Origin of the sequence: Arthrobacter oryzae, from assembly GCF_030718995.1 — a bacterium.
Classification (GTDB): domain Bacteria; phylum Actinomycetota; class Actinomycetes; order Actinomycetales; family Micrococcaceae; genus Arthrobacter; species Arthrobacter oryzae_C.
In genome coordinates, this window is sequence record NZ_CP132204.1 from 1,753,204 (window position 1) to 1,776,546 (window position 23,343).

Below are 23,343 nucleotides of genomic sequence, written 5' to 3' on the forward strand. Positions count from 1 at the left end.
GACGCATGACTGAAGTGAGCACGGAGGCAGTGGCCGGAGGGCTGCTTTCCGGCACAGGGATTTCGCTCAGCAACCTGGGCAAGAGCTTCCGGATGGGCCGGAAGAGCGTGGTGGCACTCGAGGACGCCAACCTGATGACATCCAAGGGGACGTTCCTTTCCCTGCTGGGTCCGAGCGGGTGCGGCAAGTCGACCATCCTGAGGATCCTCGCCGGACTGGAAACGCCCACCACGGGGGAAGTGACAGTGGACGGCCACACGCCGGCGGAGCTGCGGACCCGGCACGAGCTGGGGATCGCTTTCCAGGATCCCGCGCTGCTGCCCTGGCGGAGCGTGGTGTCCAACATCCGGCTGCCCTTCGAGGTGGCCGGCCTCCCCGTTGACCACGCGATGGTGGACGACCTGGTGGAACTGATCGGCCTGAAGGGCTTCGAAAAGGCAAAGCCGGCCCAGCTGTCCGGCGGCATGCGGCAGCGGGTGTCCATAGCACGGGCACTGGCGCTCAAGCCGTCGGTGCTGCTGCTGGATGAGCCGTTCGGGGCGCTGGACGACATGACCCGGCAACGGCTGAACCTGGAACTGCTGAGGATCTGGACGGAGAAGCCCGCCACCACCCTGATGGTCACCCACGGCATCGCCGAGGCCATGTTCCTTTCGGATGTGGTGGCCGTGATGAGCGCGCGGCCGGGCCGGATCCAGGAGATCATCACCGTGGACCTGCCGCGGCCGCGGACCCCGGAAATGATGCGGACGCCGGAATTCCATGCGCTATGCGACCGGGCCTCCGAACTCCTGTTCGGCGGCGCCGGAGCGCCCCTTGAGGAAGAGAAATCACTGTGATCCGGCCTTTCCTGTTAAGTACGAGGCTGTTAAGCACGACGGCGGCACGGCCGCTGCCGCCGTGGGCTGCGGCCGTGGTGGGGGTGGGGGCCACCGTTGCGGTCTGGTGGCTGGCCGCGGCAACGGTGCTTTCCGGTGTGGGTGCCAGTGCGGACGGTTCCGGCGGTGCTGTACCGACGCCGCCGGAAGTCCTGGGGCAGCTGGTGCGCGACGGCGTCGGGTTTTACTGGCCGAACCTTGCAGTGACGATGGCGGAGGCTTCTGCGGGGTACTTGTGGGGGAACGCCGCTGCGCTGCTGCTGTCAGCGAGTGTCCTGGTGATTCCGTCCCTGGAACGGCTGGTCACGCAGCTGGCGGTGATCAGCTATTGCCTGCCGATCGTGGCCATCGGGCCGCTGGCCTTCATTGTTATCGGCTCGCCGGCACGCGGGGAATCGTCCGGAACGGCGGTGCTGCTGGCCGGGATCTCGGTCTTTTTCACTACCGTGGTGGGCGCCTTGGCGGCGCTCAAGAGCGCGGACCGGGCGAGCTTGGACCTCGTGGCTGTCTACGGCGGGGGCCGGCTGAAGCAGTTGGTGAAGGTGCAGCTGATCTCAGCGCTGCCCGGAATCCTGAACGCCTTGAAGATTGCTGTCCCGGCCGCCGTCCTGGGTGCGGTGCTGGGCGAGTACGTGGGCGGCGTGGACCGGGGGATCGGCCCGGCCCTGGTCAACGCACAGCAAAACCTCGAGATTGCCCGGGCGTGGGGTGTTGCCTTGGTGGCGGGACTCCTTGCCGGGGCCGGCTACGGCGCCTTCGCGCTGCTGGCGAGATTCGTGACGCCATGGTCCTCCGGACGCCAGGCGGCGGCATGAAGCCGGGATCGGCGGCAGGCATGGCCGCATTGAAGCGCGCGGGCCGGGCGGCCGCCGGCCTGCTTGTTTCCCTGGCGGTGGTCCTGCTGCTGTGGGTCGCACTGCTGAAGGCCTTCAACATCTCGCCGTTCGTCGGCAAAGGACCGCTGGACGTGTTCAACTTCCTGTTCACGGTGCCCGCCGCGGAGAACAACCGGCAGGTCATCCTACAGAACCTCGGCCAGACCATGGTGGATGCGTTCCTGGGCTTCGCAGCAGGAATGGTGGGCGCCGTGGTCATTGCCGGTGTATTCGTGCTGTTCCGCGGAGTGGAAAACGCCCTCATGCCGGTGGCCATGCTGCTGCGCTCCGTGCCGCTCGTGGCTTTGGCACCCATCATTATCCTGATCTTCGGCCGGCAGGAACCGGCTGTGGCGGCCATCGGCGGGATCGTGGTTTTGTTCCCCGCCCTCGTCACGATTGTGTTCGGGCTCCGCTCGGCCTCCCCGGCCATGCTCGAAGTCATCGACGTCTATGGCGGCTCACGCTGGACCGCCCTGCGGAAGGTCGCACTGCCGTCGTCACTGCCGGCTTTCTTCACCGCCGTGAAAGTGTCGATTCCCGGCGCGATCACGGGCGCGCTGCTGGCGGAGTGGCTCGCCACCGGCAAGGGAATCGGCTACGCCATCATCTCCGCTGTGTCCCGGGCAAGGAACAACGAGGTATGGGCCTCGGTGGTGGTGATCACCGTGGTGTCGATCCTCCTTTACACCGTGGTGGCGCTGCTTGAAGAGGCCATGCTGCGGCGGTCCGGCACGTCCGCGTCAACGTCCGGGTGACCCGCCGTCGTCGTCCGTTCCTTGAGGAAGTACACCAGGCCGGCGGCGAGGGTGGAAGCCGCCGCCAGGGCGAACAGTCCCGGGACCACGCTGCCGGTCTGTTCCTTGATGATGCCGAACCCGAACGGGGCCACGAAGCCGCCCAGGTTTCCGAGCGAGTTGATGATGGCGATGGCGGGCGCAAGGACCAGGGGGTGCAGGCCTGACTGGGGGATGGTCCAGAACAACGGGGATGCGCTCTTGAAACCCATCGCGGCAACGGCCAGGAACACCAGGGCCAGTACCGGGGTGGCCACGGCCGCGGCGAAGGTGCCCACCGCGGCTATGAGCAGGGCGAGCACCAACAGGGGGCGCTTGGATGTGGCCCGGTCCTGCCACTTGGCCGCGAAGTACATGGCGACGACGGCGCAGACCCAGGGGATGGCGGACAGGAAGCCGACGCTCAGGTCCGTGGTGCCGGGAATCTGCTTGACGATACTCGGCAGCCAGAACGTGTTGGCGTAGATGGACAGCTGGACGGCGAAATAGATGCCGCACAGCAGGAGGATCTGCGGGTTCAGCAGCATGTTCCAGCGGTTGACCTTGGTGCCGCTGCTGTTGCCGTTGGCAGTGGCGTGTTGGGCATCCTCGTTGGAGATCGCGCCAATAAGCGCGCCTTTCTCCTTGAGGGTCAGCCATTTGGCGTCCTCGATCCGGGCATCGAGCAGGAAATAGACCGTGATGCCGACAACCACGGAGAGCAGGCCTTCGAACCCAAAGAGCCACTGCCAGCCGCGGAATCCCAGCGCGCCGTGGAGGCTGAGCAGCATTCCGGCGATGGGTCCGGACAGTGCCGCGGCAACGGAGGAACCGGCGATGAAAATGGCGGTGGCCTTACCCCGCTGGCCGGCCGGAACCCACCGGGCGAAATAGAAGATGACGGCGGGGAAGAACCCGGCCTCAGCCGCGCCGAGCAGGAAGCGCAGCACGTAGAACATCACCTCGTTCTGCACAAACGCCATTAGGAAGGACACGATGCCCCAGCTGACCATGATGCGGGTGAGCCACACCCTGGCGCCGAACTTCTCCATCATCACGTTGCTGGGGAGTTCGAAGATCGCGTAGGCGACGAAAAACAGGCCGGCTCCGAAACCGTAGGCTGCGGCGCCGATTCCAACGTCCGCCTCCAAGTGCTCGTGGGCATAACCGATGTTGGACCGGTTCAGCTGGTTGCAGACGAGCATAATCAGCATGATGGGCAGGACGCGCCGGAAGAACTTCCTGGTGGCTGACGCCAGATCCGTGACAGCGGTGTCGACAGACTGCATGGGAAAAATCCTCTGAATCGATGAGTGGAGCTCGCTGCGGGGACCGGGAGGCCAGCCCTTTGTGGTCCTCGCCACAGCGTCACCTAGACTTTATTCACCCTCCGCGATGCACGTCCAACACGTTTTTTGCATTACGTGATACCCCGAGGGCACTATCCTGTCACCGCCGCGGCTTAGGAGCGCGGTCCGACGTCGGCCTTAACCGCAGTGACCGGGCAGCCTGCCTCGAGAATCACCCGCTGGGCAGTACTGCCCAGGAAAAGCTTCCCCACGGGGGAGCGCCGCCGGACTCCGATCACTATCAGCTCAACGTCCTCCTCATAGGAGGCATCGATCATGAACTCCGCTGCGTCAGTACCTTCGGTGGGGCGGAGCGATGCCTGCACGCCTGCAGCCGCTGCCGCGGCGATGGCGTGGCGGATGTCCGAGTCCGCCTCCGCGGACCCTTCGCCCTCCACGGGGCCCATAATCTGCAGGGCAGTCCTGCGCAGCGCCGCCTCTTCGATGGCGGCACTCAGTGCGGCACGGCCCTCCTGGCTCGCGACGTATCCTACTGCGACGCTCATGCCTGCACCGCCGTCAGGACGGTACCCGTGGCCACGAAGTGCCGCAGGTTGGCGAGCGTAAGTTCGGCCATCGCGGCCCTCGTTTCGTAGGTCCCGCTTCCGAGGTGCGGCAGTAAGACCACGTTGTCCAGGGTGAGGAGGTCTTCCGGAACCTTGGGCTCCTCCGCAAAGACGTCCAGCCCTGCGCCGGCCAAGCGCCCGGCGAGCAGGGCAGCCACGAGGGCTTCTTCATCCACCACTGTTCCCCTCGCGATGTTAATCAGGTATCCCTCAGGCCCGATCGCATCGATGACGTCGGCGTCCACGAGTTTGGCCGAGCCGGACCCGCCGGCCGCGGCGACAATCAGGACGTCGCAACCGGCAGCGAGTTCGCGCGGTGAGGCCTTGTACTCGTAGCTGGTCCCTTCCACCGGGTTGCGGCTGTGGTAGCTGATATCGCAGTCGAAGCCTTCCAGGCGCCGGGCGATGACCCGCCCGATCCGGCCGAGCCCGACGATTCCCACTCGCTTCCCGCTGGCCTTGGTGGCGAGTGGGAAGTTGCCCTTGCTGAGCCAGTCACCCCGGCGGACGAAGCGGTCCGCGGCGCTCACTCGGCGCAGGACGTCCAGGTACAGGGCGATGGCGGTGTCCGCCACGCAGTCGTTGAGGACATCGGGGGTGTTGCTGACCGTAATGCCGCGCCGGGCGGCCTGGGCAACATCCGTGGTGTCATAGCCGACGCCAAAGTTGATGACCGCCCGCAGGTTGGGAAGGGCGCCCATCAGCTCCGGTCCGACGCCGAACTTTCCGGAGGTCACGGCCACCTCGAAGGAACCGCCGTGGCGCTGCAGGAATTCCTCCCGCTCCGGGGTGGAGTCGGGGAGACTCAGGGCGTCGTACTCGCCCCGGATGGATTCTTGGACGGATGGCATGAGTGGCCCTACCTGCAGGACAGCGATGTTCTTCATATCTGCACCCTAGGTTTCCGATCCATACGCGTCCAACATGTAAATGGCATTGATCGATGCCCGAAGTGAATCGATTGCAGCACTCCCCCGGAAGCGCGCGGATTTTTGGGGAGAGTGGTGCCCGTCACAGGGTGTTGACGACGTGAGCGGGCCTTGCCGGGCACCCCGGGCGGCCGGCAAAAACCTTGTGGACCCCTAAGACCTCAACTAGCTTGAGTCCAGCGCGGCCCGAGACACCTGGTCTTGATGCCTGGTTTCCACTCGTACAAGAGCAACCCCCTGCCGCAAACACCCCAATTCGGAGGAATCCAATGACGTCTTCTTCAAAGCCCCCCTTTCCTGCCTTGCTCAAATGGCCGGCCCTGGCATCCGTTGCGATGCTCGGGCTTAGCGGCTGCTCCGTAGCCAATTCCGACGCCGGTGCCGCCTCCTCGAATACGGTCCGTGTGGTGCTCGGCCAGGAACCACCCACCCTGGAAGCCTGTGAGTCGAACCTGACGTCCACCGGTGTTGTGGTGCGCTCGAATGTCACCGAACCGTTGATTGAACGCAACCCGCAGAGCGGCGAACTCGAGCCCAAGCTCGCCACCGAATGGAAAGCCACCTCCGATACCGAGTGGACCCTCAAACTGCGCGAAGGGGTGACGTTCCAGGACGGCACGCCGTTCAATGCCGACGCTGCCGCCTTCACCATCGAAAGGGCGGTCAACTCCAAGCTCGGCTGCAACGTGGAGGGCTACGTCTTTGGCGACGCGGACCTCGCCGTGAAGGCTGTGGACGCGACCACCCTGACTGTCACCACCCCGGAGCCTGATCCCATCCTGCCGCTGCGCCTCTCGTTCCTCGAAGTGGTTCCGACCTCCACGAGCGCCACGGAGAAAGTCCGTGAACCGATCGGTACGGGTCCTTACAAGATCGAGCAATGGGACGCCGGCCAGAAGATCACGCTGTCCAGCTGGGATGGCTACTGGGGCGACAAGCCCGCCTACGCCAAGGCTGAGTACCAATGGCGCTCGGAGAGCTCAGTGCGCGCTGCCATGATCACCAGCGGCGAGGCTGATGTTGCCATGGGACTGAGCCCGGACGACAACATCGGCGACCTGGGCGTCGACTACCCCAACAACGAGACCGTTGCCCTGCGGCTCGATGCCAACGAGGCACCTCTCAATGACATCCGCGTCCGCCAGGCAATCAACTACGCCATCGACAAGGAGGGAATCGTCAACTCGCTCTACCAAGGCAAGCACCAGGTTGCTGCCCAGCTGGTTCCCGAAGGAATTGTGGGCCACAACGTTGAACTGAAGGGCTGGCCGTTCGACCTGGACAAGGCAAAGTCCCTCATTGCCGAGGCCAAGGCCGACGGCGTTGATACGTCCGCGCAGATCTCGATGGTGGTCCGCAGCGCACAGTTCCCGAAGATCACCGAACTGGGCCAGGTCCTCCAGGAGCAGCTGAGCCAGGCCGGCCTGAACGTCAAACTGAAGATGCTCGAAACCAGCCAGCACCTGACCTACCAGGTCCGCCCCTTCCCCGACGATGAGGGCGCGGTGGCCCTGATGACCCAGCATGGCAACCAGGCGGGCGATGCAGCCTTCACCGTGGACCAGTACATGCTGTCAACCGGCGCCCAGAGCTACTTCGGCACCCCCGAGTTCGACGCCATGATCAAGAAGGCGGACGCGGCGTCCGGCGATGAGCGGAAGAAGGACTTCGAGGAGATCTTCGCCTACCAGAACGACAAAGTGGTCCAGTTTGCCCACATCTCGCACCAGACCGGCATCATCGGGAAGGCCAAGTCCGTGAAGTACACACCCAATTCGTCCAGCGGCGACGAGCTGCGTGTTTCGGAAATGACCCCGGCAAACTAACGCGGACCTGGAGATAAGGACAGCCATGCTGATCTACTTGAGAAAGCGGATTGTCTCCAGCGCGTTGCCGCTGGTGGTGGTGATTGTTGGCGTGTTCGCGCTGGCCAGGATGACGGGAAACCCCGCCAGCCTCTACCTGCCGCTGAACGCCACCCAGCAGATGCGCGACGACTTCACCGCACGCAACGGACTGGACCAGCCGCTGCTGGTGCAGATGGCCGACTACTTCGGCGGAGTGCTCCGGCTCGATTTCGGGCAGTCCCTGCGCACAGGCCAGGATGCCGCAGCCATGGCACTGCGCGCCTTCCCGGCCACCTTGCAGCTGGCGGCCACCACCATGGTGCTGGCCGTGCTGCTGGCGCTGGTGGTCGGTTGCTGGGCTGCGCTCAAGCCGAACGGCATCGCTGACCGTGTCTCAAGTTTCGTCTCCATGGCTGCCGCTTCGATCCCTGATTTCTGGCTGGCAATCGTGGGCATCTGGGTCTTCGCCATCACCCTGGGCTGGCTCCCGACATCAGGTGTGTCGGGGGCCGGCGCCTGGGTATTGCCGATCGCCACGTTGCTCTTGCGGCCTTTCGGTGTGCTGGTCCAGATTGTCCGCGGCTCCATGGTCTCCGCCCTCTCGGAGCCCTACATCAAACTGGCCCGCAGCCGCGGAGCAGGCGAACTCCGGGTGGTCACGCACCACGCGCTGCGCAACGCGGCCGCCCCCGCACTGACGGTGGCGGGCGACCTGACAGTAGGCCTCGTCAACGGCGCCGTGGTGGTGGAGACCATCTTCGGCTGGCCGGGGATTGGAAAGCTCATGATCGATTCAATCCTGCAGCGGGACTTCGCTGTCCTGCAGGCAGCCGTCCTGCTCACCGCCGTCGCGATCTTTGCCCTGAACATCCTCATCGACATGGGGTACGCGCTGCTGGACGCGCGCGTCCGTCCGGTCACGGTTAAGGCTTAGGAGTAGCCATGAAGAGTTCACTGACTGAGGGTGCGGCGCCGGAGCAGCTGCCGGCGGCCGACGAACGCGGCACCGAAAAGAAGGGCGGAAACCAGGATGGAAAGCTGAGCCTCTTCCGCCTGCTGCTCAAGGACCGCTTTGCCACCGCCTCTGCGCTGATCCTGGTTTTCATCGGCCTGACCGCACTCGTGGGCCCTGCGCTGATGGGCGATTTGGCCACCAAGCAGAACCTGCTGTTCGCCAACAAGGCACCCTTCACGCTGGCGCACGGCTGGGAATACTTCCTAGGCAGCGACTCACTGGGCCGCAGCATGCTGGCCCGCCTTGTCGTAGCCAGCCGGACCACCCTGTCCGTTGCTTTGCCCGCGGTGGCAGTGGCCCTCTGTGTTGGCTCCCTGTGGGGCGTGTGGGCCGGCTACCACAGGGGCTGGCGGGAGAACGTGTCCATGCGCATCGCCGACGTGATCATGAGTTTCCCGTCCCTGCTGCTCGCCGTCGTCGTGCTCTACGTCTTTAGCCCCAGCGCGGCGAACATCGTGCTGATCCTGGCCCTCACCCGCATCCCGATCTACCTGCGCACCGCACGCGCCGAGTCGGCGGAGCTCCAGAGCCGGACATTTGTCGACGCGGCACGCACGTTCGGTGCCAAACCCAACGCCATCATCGTCCGGCACGTCATTCCCGTGGTGCTGCCGACGCTCCTGACGCTGGCCACCCTCGAGTTCTGCTACGTGATGCTGGCCGAGTCCTCTTTGAGCTTCCTGGGCATCGGCATCCAGCCGCCGGACGTCAGCTGGGGCCTGATGGTGTCCCAGGGCCGGCAGTACCTGCAGACCGCATGGTGGCTGTCGATCTTCCCCGGCGTTGCCATTGTGGTCACGACCATTGCCGCCAACGTCCTCGCCGCCTGGCTGCGGATCGCCACCGACCCGGCCCAGCGCTGGCGGCTCGCACTTCCCCGCAAGCGGCTGATCGCCCGTATCCCAGCCAAGGAGGCACAGCCGTGAAAACAGCTGCCCAACAAGCCCCGATCCAGCGCACCGCCGCCGCGCCAGGCACAGCGTCAGGGCAGGCGAAGGCACACGACGTCGTCCTGCAGGTCCGTGACCTTGCCGTGGACATCCGCACACACCGCGGCACCGTGCGCGCCGTCAACAGCGTGGCTTTCGAGGCCCGCGCCGGCGAAACCCTGGCGCTGCTCGGCGAATCAGGGTGCGGAAAGTCCATGACAGCCAAGGCCCTTGCCGGGATCATGGATCCTGTCTGCGACCTGGCCGGCGGAGAGATCGTCCTTAACGGAACGGACCTCGCCGCACTCAGCCCCAAGCAACGGCTCAAGTTTGCCGGACCCGAGCTGGGCATCGTCTTCCAGGACGCACTGACGGCCCTGAACCCGGTCTATACGGTGGGCACTCAGTTGGGTGAGGCCTTCCGCATCCACCGGGGCCTCAGCGCCAAGGAAGCGCGGGCCGAAGCGATTGACCTGATGAAGCGCGTCGGTATCCCCGAGCCGGAATCCAGGGTCAATTCCTACCCGCACCAGTTCTCCGGCGGCATGCGCCAGCGCATCCTCATCGCCATGGCCGTGGCCCTTAACCCGCGCCTTCTGATCGCAGATGAACCCACCACCGCCTTGGACGTCACGGTCCAGGCGCAGATCATGCAGCTTCTTCGGAAGCTGCGTGAAGAGGGTCAAATGGCTGTCATCCTCATTACCCACGACCTTGCGGTGGTGGCCGAGGAAGCCGACTCGGTGGCTGTGATGTACGCCGGGAACGTGGTGGAGAGCGGACCGGTATCCGAAGTTTTCGCCGACCCGCGCCATCCCTATACCAAGGGGCTGCTGGAATCGGTTCCGGTCCACCTGGAACGGGGTGCCAAGCTGAAGTCGATTGCCGGGAGCCCCCCGGAGCTCCACGACATTCCCGCCGGCTGCGTCTACCAGTCCCGCTGCCCGCTGGTGCAGGACATCTGCCGGACCGAGCGGCCCGTGCTCCGCCCGGTCGCCGGAGCACGCAACGGAGCCGGCAACACTATCGAAGGCAACGCCGTCGCCGGCACCGGCGACCCCGCGAACATCCCTTCCGGCAGGGAGCCGCGGCCTGCCCGTACGGCCGCCTGCCACTTCAGCGAGGAGATCAACAATGCCTGAGCCGCTTCTCAAAATTGACGGCCTGACCAAAACGTTCCACGTGGCGAAGAGCGCCAGCGGCAACACCCGGCTCAAGGCCCTGGACGGAATCAGCCTGACAGTAGGCCGCGGGGAGACCCTTGGGCTGGTGGGCGAATCCGGCTGCGGCAAGTCCACTTTGGCGCGGACCCTGATGATGCTCGAAACACCGGACGAAGGCACCGTGAGCTTCGAAGGAACCAACCCCTTCGGGCTTCGCGGGAAGGAACTGCTGGTCTGGCGGCGGCGCGTGCAGATGGTCTTCCAGGACCCGTTTGCCTCCTTGAACGCCCGGATGAACGCCGGCGACATCATCGCTGAGCCGTGGGCCACCCACCGGGCCCTCTACCCGACGTCCCGGGAACGCGACGCCAGGGTCCGTGAACTGCTGCACATGGTGGGGCTGCGTCCTTCCGATGCACGCAAGTCGCCGCAGGAATTCTCCGGCGGCCAGCGCCAGCGCATCGGCATCGCCCGGGCCCTGGCCTTGAACCCGGACGTCATCATCCTCGACGAGCCGGTCTCGGCCCTGGACCTTTCCGTCCAGGCGCAGGTCCTGAACCTGCTCAACGAGCTCCAGCAGGAACTCGGTGTTTCCTACATCTTCATCTCGCACGACCTGACCGTGGTCCGCCATGTGGCGGACAGGGTGGCCGTGATGTACCTCGGCCGGATCATCGAGACAGGGGCCACCGAGGAAGTCTTCGACCACCCCCGGCACCCCTACACGGCGGCCCTGATGTCGGCGTCGCCGAAGCTGGACGTCAGCGGAACCAGGCGGGACAGGATCGTCCTCCAGGGTGAGCTGCCCTCTCCGCTGGATCCGCCGTCGGGCTGCCGCTTCCGGACGCGCTGCTGGAAGGCGCAGGACATCTGCGCTGAAGTATCGCCGGAACCGCAGTTCCTTGCGGCTCCTGACGGCACGAAGCATATTGCCGAATGCCATTTCCCGCTCGATTCCCTCAAGGGCCTGACCGGCGCCGCTGCAACCGCTACTGCTACCTCCGCTGTGCCCGTCCAGTGACGGATCCCGAGTGACAGCTGCCGAGTATGCCGTTATCGTCGGGGTGATCTTCCTGGCCGCATGCCTGCAGGCGTCCAGCGGCTTCGGCATGGGCATGCTGGCGGCGCCGGTGATCGCGATGGTGGATCCGGCATTGCTTCCCGCCACGCTGATCCTCCTCGCGCTGTTGGTGACCGTCATGGTGACTGTGCGGGAACGCCAAAGCCTGGACCTCCGGGGTACTGGCTGGGCCCTGGTGGGCCGGATTCCCGGGAGTTTCCTGGGCGCGTGGCTGGTGGCGGCGCTGTCGAAGGACGGACTGGCCTGGGTGGTGGTGGCCGTGGTGCTTACAGGACTGGTCCTGGCGGGCAGGGGCTGGGCTCCCCGGCCGGCACCGGCCACCCTGATCGCTGCCGGCGCGGCCTCCGGCATCATGGGCACGGCCACTTCGATCGGCGGACCTCCCATGGCGTTGGTCTGGCAGGGGCATGATGGTCCCAGACTGCGCGGCACCATGAGCGCCTTCTTTATGGTGGGTTCGACAATTTCGATGGTGATGCTTTGGCTGACCGGTGCCGTCACGGCAGAGATGCTGGCACTGGCGCTATGGATGGTTCCGGCGGCTGTTGGCGGCTACGCCGCATCCCGGTATGTCAACCGGTTCCTCAACCCCGCGCGCCTGAAAGCGATTGCCTTCGGCGCGTCGGCGCTGGGAAGCACCCTGCTGATCGTGCAGCTGGTCCTGTAGCTATCGAGCTGAAACGGGACGCGCCACCAGGTTCACCAGCTCCTCGCCGCGGGCGAGCCGCCCGATGTTGGCTGCAATATCGGCCGCCCTGCGTTCAAACGTGATGCGTGCATGGCCGGAATGGTGCGGGGTCAGCACCGTGTTCAGCAGGGATGCGAAAGGCAGTTCCGCCGGCGGAACGACGCCGTCCGCGGGGGCTCCCCACCAGACGTCCAGGCCGGCCCCGGCGATGCGCCGGTCCTCCAGCGCTGCATACAGCGCCGCCTGGTCAACAACCGGGCCGCGGGCCACGTTGATCAGGAAAGCCGACGGTTTCATGGCAGCCAGTTCAGCCGCCCCGATCATCCCTTCCGTTCCGGAATCCAGCGGTACTGTGACCACCACGACGTCGGACGCGGCCAGGAGCTCATGAAGCTGGTGATCTCCGCCCACCCAGTCGAGCCCCACGCCGTCCGGGAGACCGGCGTCGGGGTTCCGCCGGACAGCGCGCACCTTCATGCCCAGCGCCCCGGCCACGCGGGCCACTTCGGCGCCGATGGACCCGAGGCCCACCAGTCCCAGTGTCAGGTCGGCAAGGACGGGGTGGAACGGAACGTCGTCGGCCGTGGCAATAGTGCGCCACTGCCCCTGGCGGACTTCGCGGTCGGCATCGGCAACCCTGCGCGACAGCATCAGGGTGACCATTAGGACGTGCTCGGCGATGGGCCGCGCGTGGTGGAAGGTGTTGGCCACGATCGCCGCCGGTGCCAGGTGCGGGAAGGAAATCTTGTCGTGGCCTGCGCCCGTGACATGAACCAGCCGCACGCGGCCGGCAGCCTCCCCTTCCACGGGGCCGAGGGAGGAGCAAACCACGACGTCGGCGTCCGCCAGGGCGTCCAGCCGCCGTTGGGGAGTCCAAGCCGCCGCCATGTCCCACTGGTGAATGCCGCCGTCGGCCTTCAACCGGTCCTCGAAGCGGCTGATAATCGGGTCGGTGACCACGATCTTCAGTGATTCAGGGCGGTCCGGAGCCTGGCCCCCGGTGGTTACCACCGGGGACCCTGAAGCTCGTAGGAGGGATGCAGGCGCTGCATGTATCCGGTGTCATCCCTGCTCCTGATCCCGCAGTCCAAGTACTGGCGGTGCAGGCGTTCCAGGGCGTCATGGTCCACCTCAATACCCAGGCCAGGACCTGTGGGGACCTTGACGCCGCCGTCCTTGAACGTGAACACACCGCCGGCAATGACGTCCTCCGACGGGTCCTTCCACGGCCAGTGGGTGTCGCACGCGTAGTCGAGGTTGGGCGTAGCCGCCGCCAAATGGATCATCGCGGCAAGGCTTATGCCCAGGTGCGAGTTGGAATGCATGGACAGCCCCAGGCCGAACGTCTCGGTAATGCCGGCCAGGAACTGGGTCCGGCGGAGGCCGCCCCAGAAGTGGTGGTCTGAAAGGATGACGTCCACGGCGCCCGCAGCCAGGGCGGGTGCCACGTCCGCGAAGCTGACCACGCACATGTTGGTGGCCAGGGGCATGTCCACCTCGCGGCGCACGGCTGCCATGCCCTCAATGCCGGGCGTGGGGTCCTCGAGATACTCCAGGACCCCGTGGAGTTCCTTGCCCACGCGGATGGAGGTCTCCACCGTCCAGGCGCCGTTGGGATCGATCCTGAGCGGAAGGTCGGGGAACTCCGCACGGAGGGCCTGGATGGCCGCAATCTCTTCTTCCGGTGCGAACACGCCCGCCTTCAGTTTGAGTGCGCTGAAACCGTAGCGGTCCACCATGGTCCGGGCCTGCTGCACAATCCCGGCCGGGTCCAGGGCAGCACCCCAGGCGTCGTGTTCCTGGCCGGGGTGGCCCGCCCACTTGTAGAACAGGTACCCGCTGAACTGCACGGAGCCGCGGACGGCGCCGCCCAGGAGGTCGCTGACCGGCCTGCCAAGCAGTTTGCCCTGGATATCCAGCGCCGCGACGTCGAACGCGGACAGCACGCGGTCGGCTGTGCTCGAACCGGTGACCATGCCGCTCATGCCGTGGCCGCCCTGGATGGTGTCCTGCTGCAGTGCCGTGGCGATCCGGCTGCGCAGCACGTTGATGTTGAAAACGTCCGTGCCGGGCACGGCCGCAGCTGCGAGCCGGAGCCGGGCAATGTGGCCGGCATCGCCATAGGTTTCACCGAAGCCCGATACGCCGGCATCCGTCCGGACCTCCACGATGGCCCGCAGCGCGAACGGCTCGTGAACGCCAACGGTGTTCAGGAGCGGCGGGTCCTTGAAGGCCACCGGCGTGATGGAGACGCCCGTAATCCTGGCCTGGTTGACGTACTGGGCGGGATCGTATGCCTGGTCCACAGCGCTGTGCTCCTTGGGTTGCCTCGGGGTTGATTTACCTGCTCCGTTCACCGACCATAAGGGGAGTCATCGATCCAAGTCCAAGCTAATTTATGCACTCAACAATTCAGTAAAGGTATGAATGTTTTCCCTTCCGCAGTTAGAGGCGTTCGTGGCCGTGGCTGAAGAGCTCCACTTCGGCGCCGCGGCTGAGCGGCTCAACATGACCCAGCCGCCGCTGAGCCGCCAGATCCAGATGCTCGAGAAGAAGCTGGGGACCCAGCTCTTCGGCCGTACCAGCAGGAAAGTGGAGCTGACCGCCGCGGGCGCCACCCTGCTGCCGAGGGCACGCCAGATCCTGGATATGTGCATCAAGACCGACATGGATGTCCGCCGGGTTTCCTCCGGTGAGGCGGGCGCCATCACAGTGGGGTACACGGCCATAGCCGGCCAGAGCGCATTGCCGCTGATGCTGCGGCGGGCTGCGGAGGGGATGCCGGGAGTGTCCTTTGTGCTCCGGGAACTGGTCTCAACGGACCAGATGGACGGTTTGGTGAAGGGCAGCGTGGACATCGGCCTGTTGCGGCCCATCGTCGCCCGGCCGGGGGTGGTGTCCCGGCCGCTCATGCAGGACCGGCTGGTGGTGGCGCTGCCCGAGGGGAGTGCGCTGCTGGGCAACATGGCGCCGCGGCAGGGGGAGCCGCTGCCGCTCGGATCCCTGGACAGGCTGCCGTTGCTGATGTACTCCACCAAGGAGGCCCGGTACTTCCATGATCTGGTGCTGCGGCTGTTCGCCAGCGCCGGCGCCCACGCCAACATCACCCAGTACGCCAGCCAGGTCCCGGCGCTTCTGGCTTTCGTCCAGGCCGGCCTGGGGGTGACGCTTGTCCCCGCCTCGGCCATGGCTTTCGCCCCCGCCGGAGTGGAATTCCGTGAAATTGACGGTCGGCACGGCATCCAGCAGCTGAACCGCGTGGACCTGGAGCTGGCGTGGAACGAAGAAACAGCCAATCCCGCCGTCCTGCGGCTGCTGCGGCTGATCGACACGCCTGAGCGGCCGGCTGACTCCAACGCGTGAGCTCTAACGCGTGAGCGGCAGGCGCTGAACCGCACGCGCCGCCAGCAGCGGCGACACGCGCCCTACTGGCGTCCGGCCCTGAGCCGGCGCCTTGAGTTGGCCAGGTGGCTGCGCATGGCGGCCGACGACGACGGCCCGTCCCCTTCCGCAATGGCCGCGTAGATGGATTCGTGCTCGTGGACCACCTGTTCGAAGTGCTCGCGGGCATAGTGTTCGTCACCGGTCATCAGCCGGGTGCGGGGCATCGCGATCATGGTCTGGCCCAGTGACGCCAGGCAGTCCGAGTAGAAGGGGTTTCCGGACGCGGCGGCGATGGCCTTGTGGAATTCGTAGTCGGACTTCATCGCGTGCGCCGGATGGTCGCCGCTTGCGGTGAACTCTTCCAGTGCGGTCAGGACCGCTTTTAGCTGCCGGTCCGTGCGGTTGCGGGCGGCCAGGGCGGCAGCTTCTGCCTCAACGCCCATCCGGAACTCGAGCAGGTGGAGCCGGTCCTCGAGGCTGGTCACCGGCCGGCCGCCGGAGGAGTGCGGATCACCGGGGCGGGGCGGGGTCAGCGCGAAGCTGCCCCGCCCGCGTTCGGTTTCCACCAGGCCCTCGGCTTGGAGCCGGATCAGGGCTGCCCGGACCACCGTGCGGCTGACGCCGAACTCGCCGATGAGGGTGTTCTCGCTCGGCAGTTTGTCGCCGGGCTGGATGACGCCGTCGACGATGCGCGTGCGAAGATCGGCGGCGAGGTCCGCGGTCAGGTTCCGGCTCATGCGTTCAAGGTTACGCGCCGAACTCCGCGGAATCGGTGGTCCAGGCGCGGGCCTGGTCGCTGAGGGTCACGCCGAGTCCCGGGCGGTCCGGAACCAGCATGCGGCCGTTCTTGGTTTCGAGGCGCTCGTTGAACAGGGGGTCGAGCCAGTCGAAGTGTTCCACCCACGGTTCGCGGGGGTAAGCGGCGGCAAGGTGCAGGTGGATTTCCATGGCGAAGTGCGGTGCGAGGCCCAGGCCCCGCTCGTCCGCCAGGGCGGCCAGGCGCAGGAACTGGGTGATGCCGCCGACGCGGGGTGCGTCGGGCTGGATGATGTCGCAGCCGTTGGCGTTGATCAGGCCCTTGTGCTCGGCCACCGATGCCAGCATCTCGCCGGTGGCGATGGGCGTGTCCAGTACGTTGGCCAGGTGCGCGTGCCCCTCGAAGTCATAGGCGTCCAGCGGCTCTTCGATCCAGATCAGGTTGAATTCCTCCAGCTGCCGGCCCATCCGAAGCGCGGTTGCGCGGTCCCACTGCTGGTTGGCGTCCACCATCAACGGCACGTCCCAGCCGATGTGTTCGCGGATGCCGGCCACGCGGCGCAGGTCCTCTTTGCTGTCGGGCAGGCCAACCTTGATCTTGATGCCGCCGATGCCGTCGTCGATGGACTGGGTGGCGCGGGCCTTGACCTCATCCAGCGAGGAGTTGAGGAAGCCGCCGGACGTGTTGTAGGTCTGCACGGAGTCGCGGTAGGAACCCAGGAGCTTTGCGAGGGGAAGGCCGGCGCGCTTGGCCTTGAGGTCGTAGAGGGCGATATCGATGGCGGCAAGGGCCTGCGTGGCCACACCGGAGCGGCCCACTGATGCGCCGGCCCAGAGCAGTTTGGTGTAGATCTTGCCGATGTCGTTGGGGTCCTCGCCGATGATCCCCTCGGCCACCTCCTTGGCATGCGCGTACTGGGCGGGGCCGCCGGCCCGCTTGGAGTAGCTGAAGCCGATGCCGCTGTGGCCCTGCTCGGTGGTGATTTCGGCGAACAGGAAGGCCACCTCGGTCATGGGCTTCTGGCGGCCGGTGAACACCTTGGCATCGCTGATCGGCACGGCGAGGGGCAGCCTTGCGGTGGAAAGTTTGACGTGGCGGATGAGGTCTACGGTGCTCAAGGGGGCTCCTCGGAATCGGAAGGGGGCAACGTCGCCCGCACCCCTTATGCTACAAGTTGGCAACTTATATTACAAGTAGTGCTTTCCGCAGACGAAACGGCTGGCGGCGGCGTCGTTCGTCAGGACACGGGGCTGGGATAGCGGCATTCCAGAGCCGTCACTGGACCCAGAACCTTAGCCCTGACGCCCAACATCACCTAAGGGACAGTGAGGAAGCTCTTAGGATCCTCGACACGACAGAGCCCCCGCCAGCCCGTATGCCGGAATGCATCCTGGAACGAACCGCTGCGGGGGTCAGAAGGGCGTGCGCGTACGCCCCGCCCGTGTCGCCGCTGCCGATCCAGCTGGATCTCATCACTGGCTCACGTGACAAGCTTGTAAACATTCGTCAGATGCGGCGGCGGGAGGAATATTGTGCACCTCCGCCCCGCTACCATGAGGTCGTTGGGGGACATCTTTTTCACCGTACCGCTTTCGACGAATTCATGGTCGTGCTGCGGCAGCTGATTCCCTGCAATGCCAATCGTGCCGGAACCGCAGCCGTTTCCTAAGTTTCGGAGCCGGGTTAAGCCCGGAATTCCTGACGAAAGCAGACCAATGACACAGCTGATTACTGAAACCCCTACATTCGCTGTTCCCCGTGAGAGTGATGAAGGCGAGGCCCGCCGGCAACGGCTGGCACGGTTTCTTCGTGCCCGCCGCGAACAGCTGCGGCCCCAGGATGTAGGACTGCCCAGCAGCAACCGGAGGCGCACCCCTGGGCTCCGCCGGGAGGAGGTTGCTGTCCTCGCCAATGTTGGCGTCACTTGGTACACCTGGCTCGAACAGGGGCGGGACATTGGGGTCTCATCGGACGTCATTGACGCGATCGGACAGGCTTTGCGGCTGGAAGAAGGAGACCTTGAGCACCTGTACGAGCTGGCCGGAAAACAGCAGCCAGTCCGCCGGTCGGCGGTGGCCGAAGTACGCGCAATCATGTCCCGGACTTTGGCCGGTTTCACACACTCACCGGCGTACGCAGTGGATAGGTACTGGAACGTCATCGCAACGAACGAGCTGGCAGAGTACGTCTTCGGTATCAGCGTCGGCTCCAACTGCCTTGAAGCCTTTTTTACGAAACCGGACGTAGCCGCGCATTACCCCCACCGGGAACTGGCCGGCCGCATGATGGCCGCCCAGTTCCACAGACAGGCCGCAATGTACGCCGGCGACCCGATCTTCGGCATGCTCGCGGACAAGATCGCTGCAGTCTCTCCCGAGTTCAAGGAGTACTGGGACAGCTACGTCGTCGGCGTTGAACCCCACGTTGATCTCGTCTTCGACCACAATCAGCTTGGACGGCTCACCCTCGAATCTGTCGTCCTCAACCCCGTCGGCGGAAATGACCTCCGCGTCTTCCTGTACCTGCCCAAAGTTGGTTCCGGCACCGCGGAAGCCCTCGCACGTGCTGTTTGACCACCGCCACCAAGGAGAGAACCCTGAGCCGCAGCATTAGCCCTGCCCACGTAGCACCAGAGCGCTGGAGCGCGATGCCGACCCTGCGCAGCGTCACAGTCGGCGAGTTCACCGTGACCTATCTTCCGGATGGGTACGTGCAGTTGGAACCTGACGCTTGGTTCTCCTTGCTTCCGGGCCACAGAACCTACAGCGGGCGGGAGAAAATGATCGGGGACGACGGATTCCTCACCGGATCAATCGGGTCACTGCTCATTACCGGCGCCGGAAAGTCGCTCCTCATCGACGCCGGCTTCGGGTCTCGCCAGCTGCCCGCGGAGCAATCCCACCCCGCACTGGGCGCCATGCATGGCGGGCAACTGGGTAGCCATGGTGTCCTACCGGACCGCCTCGACGCAGTGGCTTTCACCCACCTGCATGAGGACCACACCGGCTGGCTCAACAGCGTCACGGGGCCGGGCGCGCTGTTGGCGGCCACACCGAAGTTCGCCGGCGTGTCGGAGCTATCCGCGCATCCGGGAAAGACGGGACCGCAGTGGACCGCGATCAGCGACGGCACACAGATAATCCCTGGGGTTACGGCGCTGGCCACCCCTGGCCATACCCGCGGGCACATGTCGTACCTGATCGAGTCGCAAACCGAGCAGCTGCTGTGCTTCGGCGACGTCATGCACAGCCCGGTGCAGGTCTGGCAGCCGGAACTGAACTCGTGCTTTGAGGCCGACCCGCAGGAGTCACTCATCTCCAGAGAACGTGTCCTTAACTTCCTGTCCGAAAGCGGAGCTATAGGAGCCGGCATGCATTTCGGAGACGTAGTGTTCGGACGCGTCGGCGCCGGGCCGGACGGGGAACGGCACTGGGAGCCGGTCTCTTAGGGTAGTGGATCCACCACCACCATAAAGGGACTCTGGATAGGCTGTTGCGACCCCGACAGGCTGGAAGCATGCCAACAAAAATGCATCCTCCCGCGCCTGCCCTTACTGGCCGCCAGCGGCTCATCTTGACCCTGCTGCTCGGCGCGCAGTTCATGTTCGCCCTCGACTTCTCCATCGTCACCGTGGCCCTGCCGGCCATGGGCAGAGACCTCGGCATCGCCGACGGTGACCTGCAATGGATCATCACCCTTTTCGCCCTCGCCGCTGCCGGCCTCGTCCTGCTCATGGGACGCATCGGTGACTACTACGGCCGGAAGAAGATGTTCCTCACCGGCATGGCCATCCTCACGATTGCCTCAGCAGTAGGCGGCCTGGCCACCGACCCTTCCGTCCTCTTCGCAGCCCGCATCGGTCAGGGCCTTGCCACGGCGATCACCATGCCGGCGGCACTGTCCCTGCTGACCACCTCCTTCGAGGAAGGCCCACTCCGGAACAAAGCCCTCGGCCTCAACGGCGCCCTGCTGTCCCTGGGCTTCGCTGTCGGAGCAGTCCTCGGCGGCGTCCTGACCGACCTCTTCGGATGGCGGTTCACTTTCTTCATCAACGTGCCGGTCGGCATCATCATCCTGGCCCTGGCGCCGTTCGTGCTCCATGACCTCCCCGCCAGGATCAAGCAAAAACTCGATGTCCCCGGTGCAATCACCCTCACCCTGGGTCTTCTAACCCTGGTCCTTGGAGTCACCTCAGTCGAACGCGAAGGCTGGACTTCACCTTGGACCCTGGGCCTGCTGGCCGCCGGCGCCGTGGCGTTCATCCTCTTTTGGAACATCGAGGCACGGTCATCCCACCCGCTGGCTGCCGTGACCATCCTCAAGCGTCCCTCAGTGTTGCTTGGAAACCTGGGCGGGCTCGTAACGTTCTCCATGGAGAGTGGCAAAGTCTTCTTGCTCACGCTTTACCTGCAGCGCGTTCTTGAATCGTCGGCCTTCGCCACCGGATTGGCCTTCGGTGTTCTTGGCGCCGGCGCCTTCACCGGCGGACTTGTTGCAGCCAACATCATCAACAGGATCGGAGCCAAGGCGACCCTGGTCCTGGGGCTGACGCTGCAGGGTGCTTCGACCCTGAGCTTCCTGCTGCTGGGCATGGATGCCGGGATCGGCTTCACCCACATCCTGGCCGCTACTGCCATCGGTGGCTTCGGACACGTCCTGTGCATCGTGGCCTACACGGTCGCTGTCACCTCCGGCCTGCCTGATACCGAACAGGGCCTTGCGACTGGACTGGCAGGGCAGACCCAGCAGGTGGCCTTCACTATCGGCACCCCGATTGTCAGCGCTATCGCACTGGCCTTCACCACCGGAAACTACGCCGATCCGGCCACGGCCGAGGCGATCCTTCGCGGAGTCCACTTCGGCCTCCTGGTCAACGCGCTGATCATCCTGGCAACGGCGGCCCTCATACTTCTCTTCCTGCCCGCCAGGAAGGAAGCGGCGGCCGAACCGGAACTCGCAGCCGCTGAAGCCGTCTAAGACACCTCAACAGAAAGCACAGTGCCATGAGCCTGACCATCCCCGACCCGCTTGTTCTGGCCAACGTCGACGACTACCTGGGGCCATCCACCGCCCGGTTCTTCGGCAGCGGCTACCGCAAAACGACTCCGGCACTACGAAAGCTTTCCATCCGGCACACTCCGGACGGAATAAGCCACATGGATGCACGCGGATCGGTGCGGGTCGGGGACCTCTGGTCGATCAAAGGCTCGACGTCACAAAAGCCGCACCTGGGCACCACGGACGCCATCGTGCTGGCCCTGGAAGCCTCCGAGGCTCTGCTGGCCAGCCGGTATGCCCCCTCGATCCTGCCCCTGGTGTACGTCCGCGAGTTGACCCTCACCGCCGGCTCGGAACCCGTTGAGGACACCCTTGACGACTTCCCCGTTACAGCGGAAACGACCGGCCAATCAACAGACGGGATCATCCACGTCAGCGTCGAGATGGCCTCCATGAAAGCGGTTCTCGCCCTCCACCACCCGATGTGTGTGGCCTCCAAGGCCAATCTGCGCACTGACAACCCTGATGCCCTCATCGGGGACACGGCCCGCAGGATCTACGGCGACATCTACAAGTCCCGCCGTTCAGACATTCGGAACGTAAGCGTCGGAACTGGCGCCACCACCGCCGAAGCGACGCTCATTGTCACCGGTGGTAACGGAGATACCCCAGGTCTCGGCTTGGAGGCCGGGTACCAGCCCGGGCTCTCCCTGCTTGAAGGCTTCGTCGCCACCCTGCAACTCGGGCAGGTTCTGCTCTATGAGCTCGACCGCATGACAAGGGCCGACAGTAATACCCTCTGGATGCGCCGGACAGTCATCACAGCTACTGCCCCGCCAACCAGCATCCTCACCGATCTTCCCCTCGACGTGCGCCTGCGCCGCCCCAGAACCTTGCCGTTGAACGGCGAGCAATGGCGCTGCGCAGACATCGTCGGGCGGATAGGCGACCACCTCGAGATCACTTGCGACGTCGCGCACCAGCTTCCGGGCTGACCACAAGAACCACCAACTCCCTTCGCATCTAACGAAAGACGACACATGAAACTCGCAATCTCCGGCACCTACTCATCCGGCAAGACGTTCCGTCAGTCTGCGGCACCTGGGGATTGGCACTGTTGGAGGGTCAGCGGCCCCAGGCCCTACCCCAGCAGCCACGCCACCACCAGCAGCGCGCCGATGCTCAGCACGGTGGTGCAAAGGATGACGTCGCGGGCCACGGTCATACCGCGGCCGTAGGGGGAGGCAAAGAGGAACACGTTCTGTGCCGTGGGCAGCGCGGCCATGATCACGCTGGCCAGGAGATGCTGCCCTTCGAGGCCGAACACAAATCTGCCCAGGACCCACACAATGAGGGGCATCCCGGCAATTTTCAGAACCGTTGCCACGAGCGTTTCAACCCGGCCGTCACCTTTCTGCAAGGGGGCCCGGCCAGCCAGTGACAGCCCGAAGGCCAGCAGCACCATGGGCACGGCACCGCCGGCGAGCATGTCGATGGGTTTCTGCATCAGGTCCGGGGCGGTCCAGCCGGTCAGGGCTACGGCTGCGCCGAGCCCCGAGGCGATGATCATCGGATTGGCGAAGGGGGTGACCAGCAGCTTTTTCCAGGAGATCTTGGAGCCTGACACCAGGCCCAGCACCGTGAGATAGAACGGCGCCATCACCAGGATCTGCACCAGCAGCACCGGCGCGACATGCTGAGCCGTGCCCACCGCATACAAGGACACCGGAATACCGATGTTGTTCGCGTTGGCATAGCTGCTGGCCATGGCGCCCACGGCTGTTTCGGCAGCGGGCCGGCGGAAGAAAATAAAGCTGGCCAGGCAATAAAGGAGCCCCACTATCGCTGCCGAAAGCAGCGCCAGCGGGGCGTCGGTTCCGAGGGCTGCCCGGATGTCGCTGCCGGCAACCACTGTGAACAGCAGCGCCGGGTTGGTGACGTAATACGCGGTGCGGGTCAGGGCGCCCTGGATTTCCGGTCCCAGAATCCGGAACCGGGCAGCGAAATAGCCCACGGCAATGACGGCGGAGACGATGAGTATTCCGGAGACAACGCCGCCCAAAAGTGCGCCCTTCTATTTATCTGTAAAGTCTTGGGTCCCGCACGGC

22 protein-coding genes are annotated in these 23,343 nt (G+C 65.2%); 14 read left to right on the forward strand and 8 right to left on the reverse strand.

Annotated features, from left to right (window positions below; genetic code table 11):
- Positions 1-5: 5 nt before the first annotated feature.
- From Q8Z05_RS08070 to Q8Z05_RS08080, 3 genes are read left to right on the forward strand one after another with little or no spacing between them, the layout of a single operon-like run.
- Positions 6-839, forward strand: a complete 834-nt coding sequence (locus tag Q8Z05_RS08070; RefSeq protein ID WP_305942948.1) for an ABC transporter ATP-binding protein — start codon at positions 6-8, stop codon at positions 837-839.
- Positions 836-1,693 (forward strand): ABC transporter permease, encoded by an 858-nt coding sequence (locus Q8Z05_RS08075; protein WP_305942949.1) that lies wholly within the window; start codon positions 836-838, stop codon positions 1,691-1,693. The genes Q8Z05_RS08070 and Q8Z05_RS08075 overlap by 4 nt, the downstream gene beginning before the upstream one ends.
- The gene (locus Q8Z05_RS08080) at positions 1,690-2,511 is read left to right on the forward strand and encodes an ABC transporter permease (RefSeq protein WP_305942950.1); all 822 of its coding nucleotides are present in this window, start codon (positions 1,690-1,692) and stop codon (positions 2,509-2,511) included. The genes Q8Z05_RS08075 and Q8Z05_RS08080 overlap by 4 nt, the downstream gene beginning before the upstream one ends.
- Here Q8Z05_RS08080 and Q8Z05_RS08085 read toward each other — a convergent pair.
- The 3 genes from Q8Z05_RS08085 to Q8Z05_RS08095 form a co-directional block, all read right to left on the reverse strand.
- Positions 2,439-3,818, reverse strand: a complete 1,380-nt coding sequence (locus Q8Z05_RS08085) for an MFS transporter (RefSeq protein ID WP_305942951.1) — start codon at positions 3,816-3,818, stop codon at positions 2,439-2,441. The two genes, Q8Z05_RS08080 and Q8Z05_RS08085, sit on opposite strands and share 73 nt — an antisense overlap.
- A 173-nt stretch (positions 3,819-3,991) precedes the next feature.
- A complete protein-coding gene (locus Q8Z05_RS08090) occupies positions 3,992-4,384 on the reverse strand; it encodes a universal stress protein (RefSeq protein WP_305942952.1) in 393 nt (130 codons plus the stop codon).
- Positions 4,381-5,331 (reverse strand): 2-hydroxyacid dehydrogenase, encoded by a 951-nt coding sequence (locus Q8Z05_RS08095; RefSeq protein ID WP_305942953.1) that lies wholly within the window; start codon positions 5,329-5,331, stop codon positions 4,381-4,383. Before Q8Z05_RS08095 ends, Q8Z05_RS08090 begins: the two co-directional genes overlap by 4 nt.
- 311 nt (positions 5,332-5,642) lie before the next feature.
- Between Q8Z05_RS08095 and Q8Z05_RS08100 the strand changes: the two genes are divergently transcribed.
- Genes Q8Z05_RS08100 through Q8Z05_RS08125 form a run of 6 tightly spaced genes read left to right on the forward strand, consistent with a single transcriptional unit; the run spans position 5,643 to position 12,075 of the window.
- Complete coding sequence (locus Q8Z05_RS08100) at positions 5,643-7,199, forward strand: ABC transporter substrate-binding protein (RefSeq protein WP_305942954.1); 1,557 nt, start codon at positions 5,643-5,645, stop codon at positions 7,197-7,199.
- 25 nt (positions 7,200-7,224) lie between these two features.
- Positions 7,225-8,154, forward strand: a complete 930-nt coding sequence (locus tag Q8Z05_RS08105; RefSeq protein ID WP_305942955.1) for an ABC transporter permease — start codon at positions 7,225-7,227, stop codon at positions 8,152-8,154.
- 8 nt (positions 8,155-8,162) lie between these two features.
- Positions 8,163-9,161 (forward strand): ABC transporter permease, encoded by a 999-nt coding sequence (locus Q8Z05_RS08110; protein ID WP_305942956.1) that lies wholly within the window; start codon positions 8,163-8,165, stop codon positions 9,159-9,161.
- Complete coding sequence (locus Q8Z05_RS08115; protein ID WP_305942957.1) at positions 9,158-10,306, forward strand: ABC transporter ATP-binding protein; 1,149 nt, start codon at positions 9,158-9,160, stop codon at positions 10,304-10,306. The genes Q8Z05_RS08110 and Q8Z05_RS08115 overlap by 4 nt, the downstream gene beginning before the upstream one ends.
- Positions 10,299-11,348, forward strand: coding sequence for an ABC transporter ATP-binding protein (locus tag Q8Z05_RS08120; protein WP_305942958.1), 1,050 nt, complete (start codon positions 10,299-10,301; stop codon positions 11,346-11,348). Before Q8Z05_RS08115 ends, Q8Z05_RS08120 begins: the two co-directional genes overlap by 8 nt.
- Positions 11,349-11,358: 10 nt before the next feature.
- Entirely contained in the window at positions 11,359-12,075 is a 717-nt protein-coding gene (locus Q8Z05_RS08125; protein WP_305942959.1) for a sulfite exporter TauE/SafE family protein, read from the forward strand.
- Here Q8Z05_RS08125 and Q8Z05_RS08130 read toward each other — a convergent pair whose 3' ends face one another.
- Together Q8Z05_RS08130 and Q8Z05_RS08135 are read right to left on the reverse strand one after the other, a co-directional pair.
- Positions 12,076-13,107, reverse strand: a complete 1,032-nt coding sequence (locus Q8Z05_RS08130; protein WP_305942960.1) for a 2-hydroxyacid dehydrogenase — start codon at positions 13,105-13,107, stop codon at positions 12,076-12,078.
- Positions 13,101-14,402, reverse strand: a complete 1,302-nt coding sequence (locus Q8Z05_RS08135) for a glucarate dehydratase family protein (protein ID WP_305942961.1) — start codon at positions 14,400-14,402, stop codon at positions 13,101-13,103. The genes Q8Z05_RS08130 and Q8Z05_RS08135 overlap by 7 nt, the downstream gene beginning before the upstream one ends.
- Positions 14,403-14,523: 121 nt before the next feature.
- On the opposite strand from Q8Z05_RS08135, the gene Q8Z05_RS08140 reads away from it, so the two are divergent.
- A complete protein-coding gene (locus tag Q8Z05_RS08140; RefSeq protein WP_305942962.1) occupies positions 14,524-15,459 on the forward strand; it encodes a LysR family transcriptional regulator in 936 nt (311 codons plus the stop codon).
- Positions 15,460-15,521: 62 nt separating this feature from the next.
- Here Q8Z05_RS08140 and Q8Z05_RS08145 read toward each other — a convergent pair whose 3' ends face one another.
- Complete coding sequence (locus Q8Z05_RS08145; RefSeq protein ID WP_305942963.1) at positions 15,522-16,217, reverse strand: FadR/GntR family transcriptional regulator; 696 nt, start codon at positions 16,215-16,217, stop codon at positions 15,522-15,524.
- A gap of 10 nt (positions 16,218-16,227) precedes the next feature.
- Entirely contained in the window at positions 16,228-17,355 is a 1,128-nt protein-coding gene (locus tag Q8Z05_RS08150) for an L-talarate/galactarate dehydratase (RefSeq protein WP_305942964.1), read from the reverse strand.
- 597 nt (positions 17,356-17,952) lie between these two features.
- Here Q8Z05_RS08150 and Q8Z05_RS08155 point away from each other — a divergent pair.
- From Q8Z05_RS08155 to Q8Z05_RS08170, 4 genes are all read left to right on the forward strand, one after another.
- Positions 17,953-18,810, forward strand: coding sequence for a helix-turn-helix transcriptional regulator (locus Q8Z05_RS08155; protein ID WP_305942965.1), 858 nt, complete (start codon positions 17,953-17,955; stop codon positions 18,808-18,810).
- Positions 18,811-18,884: 74 nt separating this feature from the next.
- On the forward strand, positions 18,885-19,685 hold the full coding sequence (locus tag Q8Z05_RS08160) for an MBL fold metallo-hydrolase (RefSeq protein WP_305942966.1): 801 nt from the start codon (positions 18,885-18,887) through the stop codon (positions 19,683-19,685).
- A 68-nt stretch (positions 19,686-19,753) separates the two neighbouring features.
- Positions 19,754-21,214, forward strand: coding sequence for an MFS transporter (locus tag Q8Z05_RS08165; RefSeq protein ID WP_305942967.1), 1,461 nt, complete (start codon positions 19,754-19,756; stop codon positions 21,212-21,214).
- Between the two features lie 26 nt (positions 21,215-21,240).
- On the forward strand, positions 21,241-22,230 hold the full coding sequence (locus Q8Z05_RS08170) for an AvrD family protein (protein WP_305942968.1): 990 nt from the start codon (positions 21,241-21,243) through the stop codon (positions 22,228-22,230).
- Positions 22,231-22,376: 146 nt separating this feature from the next.
- Here the strand turns inward: Q8Z05_RS08170 and Q8Z05_RS08175 are convergent, their stop codons facing one another.
- Positions 22,377-23,297: an AEC family transporter gene (locus Q8Z05_RS08175; RefSeq protein WP_305942969.1), complete on the reverse strand. Its 921-nt coding sequence runs from the start codon at positions 23,295-23,297 to the stop codon at positions 22,377-22,379.
- Positions 23,298-23,343 lie beyond the last annotated feature (46 nt).

Bases quoted from the DNA above. Each gene is read 5' to 3' on its own strand.
- Q8Z05_RS08070 (WP_305942948.1), top strand. From the start codon at position 6: ATGACTGAAGTGAGCACGGAGGCAGTGGCCGGAGGGCTGCTTTCCGGC.
- Q8Z05_RS08080 (WP_305942950.1), top strand. From the start codon at position 1,690: ATGAAGCCGGGATCGGCGGCAGGCATGGCCGCATTGAAGCGCGCGGGC.
- Q8Z05_RS08085 (WP_305942951.1), bottom strand. From the start codon at position 3,818: ATGCAGTCTGTCGACACCGCTGTCACGGATCTGGCGTCAGCCACCAGG.
- Q8Z05_RS08090 (WP_305942952.1), bottom strand. From the start codon at position 4,384: ATGAGCGTCGCAGTAGGATACGTCGCGAGCCAGGAGGGCCGTGCCGCA.
- Q8Z05_RS08095 (WP_305942953.1), bottom strand. From the start codon at position 5,331: ATGAAGAACATCGCTGTCCTGCAGGTAGGGCCACTCATGCCATCCGTC.
- Q8Z05_RS08100 (WP_305942954.1), top strand. From the start codon at position 5,643: ATGACGTCTTCTTCAAAGCCCCCCTTTCCTGCCTTGCTCAAATGGCCG.
- Q8Z05_RS08105 (WP_305942955.1), top strand. From the start codon at position 7,225: ATGCTGATCTACTTGAGAAAGCGGATTGTCTCCAGCGCGTTGCCGCTG.
- Q8Z05_RS08110 (WP_305942956.1), top strand. From the start codon at position 8,163: ATGAAGAGTTCACTGACTGAGGGTGCGGCGCCGGAGCAGCTGCCGGCG.
- Q8Z05_RS08120 (WP_305942958.1), top strand. From the start codon at position 10,299: ATGCCTGAGCCGCTTCTCAAAATTGACGGCCTGACCAAAACGTTCCAC.
- Q8Z05_RS08140 (WP_305942962.1), top strand. From the start codon at position 14,524: ATGTTTTCCCTTCCGCAGTTAGAGGCGTTCGTGGCCGTGGCTGAAGAG.
- Q8Z05_RS08145 (WP_305942963.1), bottom strand. From the start codon at position 16,217: ATGAGCCGGAACCTGACCGCGGACCTCGCCGCCGATCTTCGCACGCGC.
- Q8Z05_RS08155 (WP_305942965.1), top strand. From the start codon at position 17,953: ATGACACAGCTGATTACTGAAACCCCTACATTCGCTGTTCCCCGTGAG.
- Q8Z05_RS08160 (WP_305942966.1), top strand. From the start codon at position 18,885: ATGCCGACCCTGCGCAGCGTCACAGTCGGCGAGTTCACCGTGACCTAT.
- Q8Z05_RS08165 (WP_305942967.1), top strand. From the start codon at position 19,754: ATGCCAACAAAAATGCATCCTCCCGCGCCTGCCCTTACTGGCCGCCAG.
- Q8Z05_RS08170 (WP_305942968.1), top strand. From the start codon at position 21,241: ATGAGCCTGACCATCCCCGACCCGCTTGTTCTGGCCAACGTCGACGAC.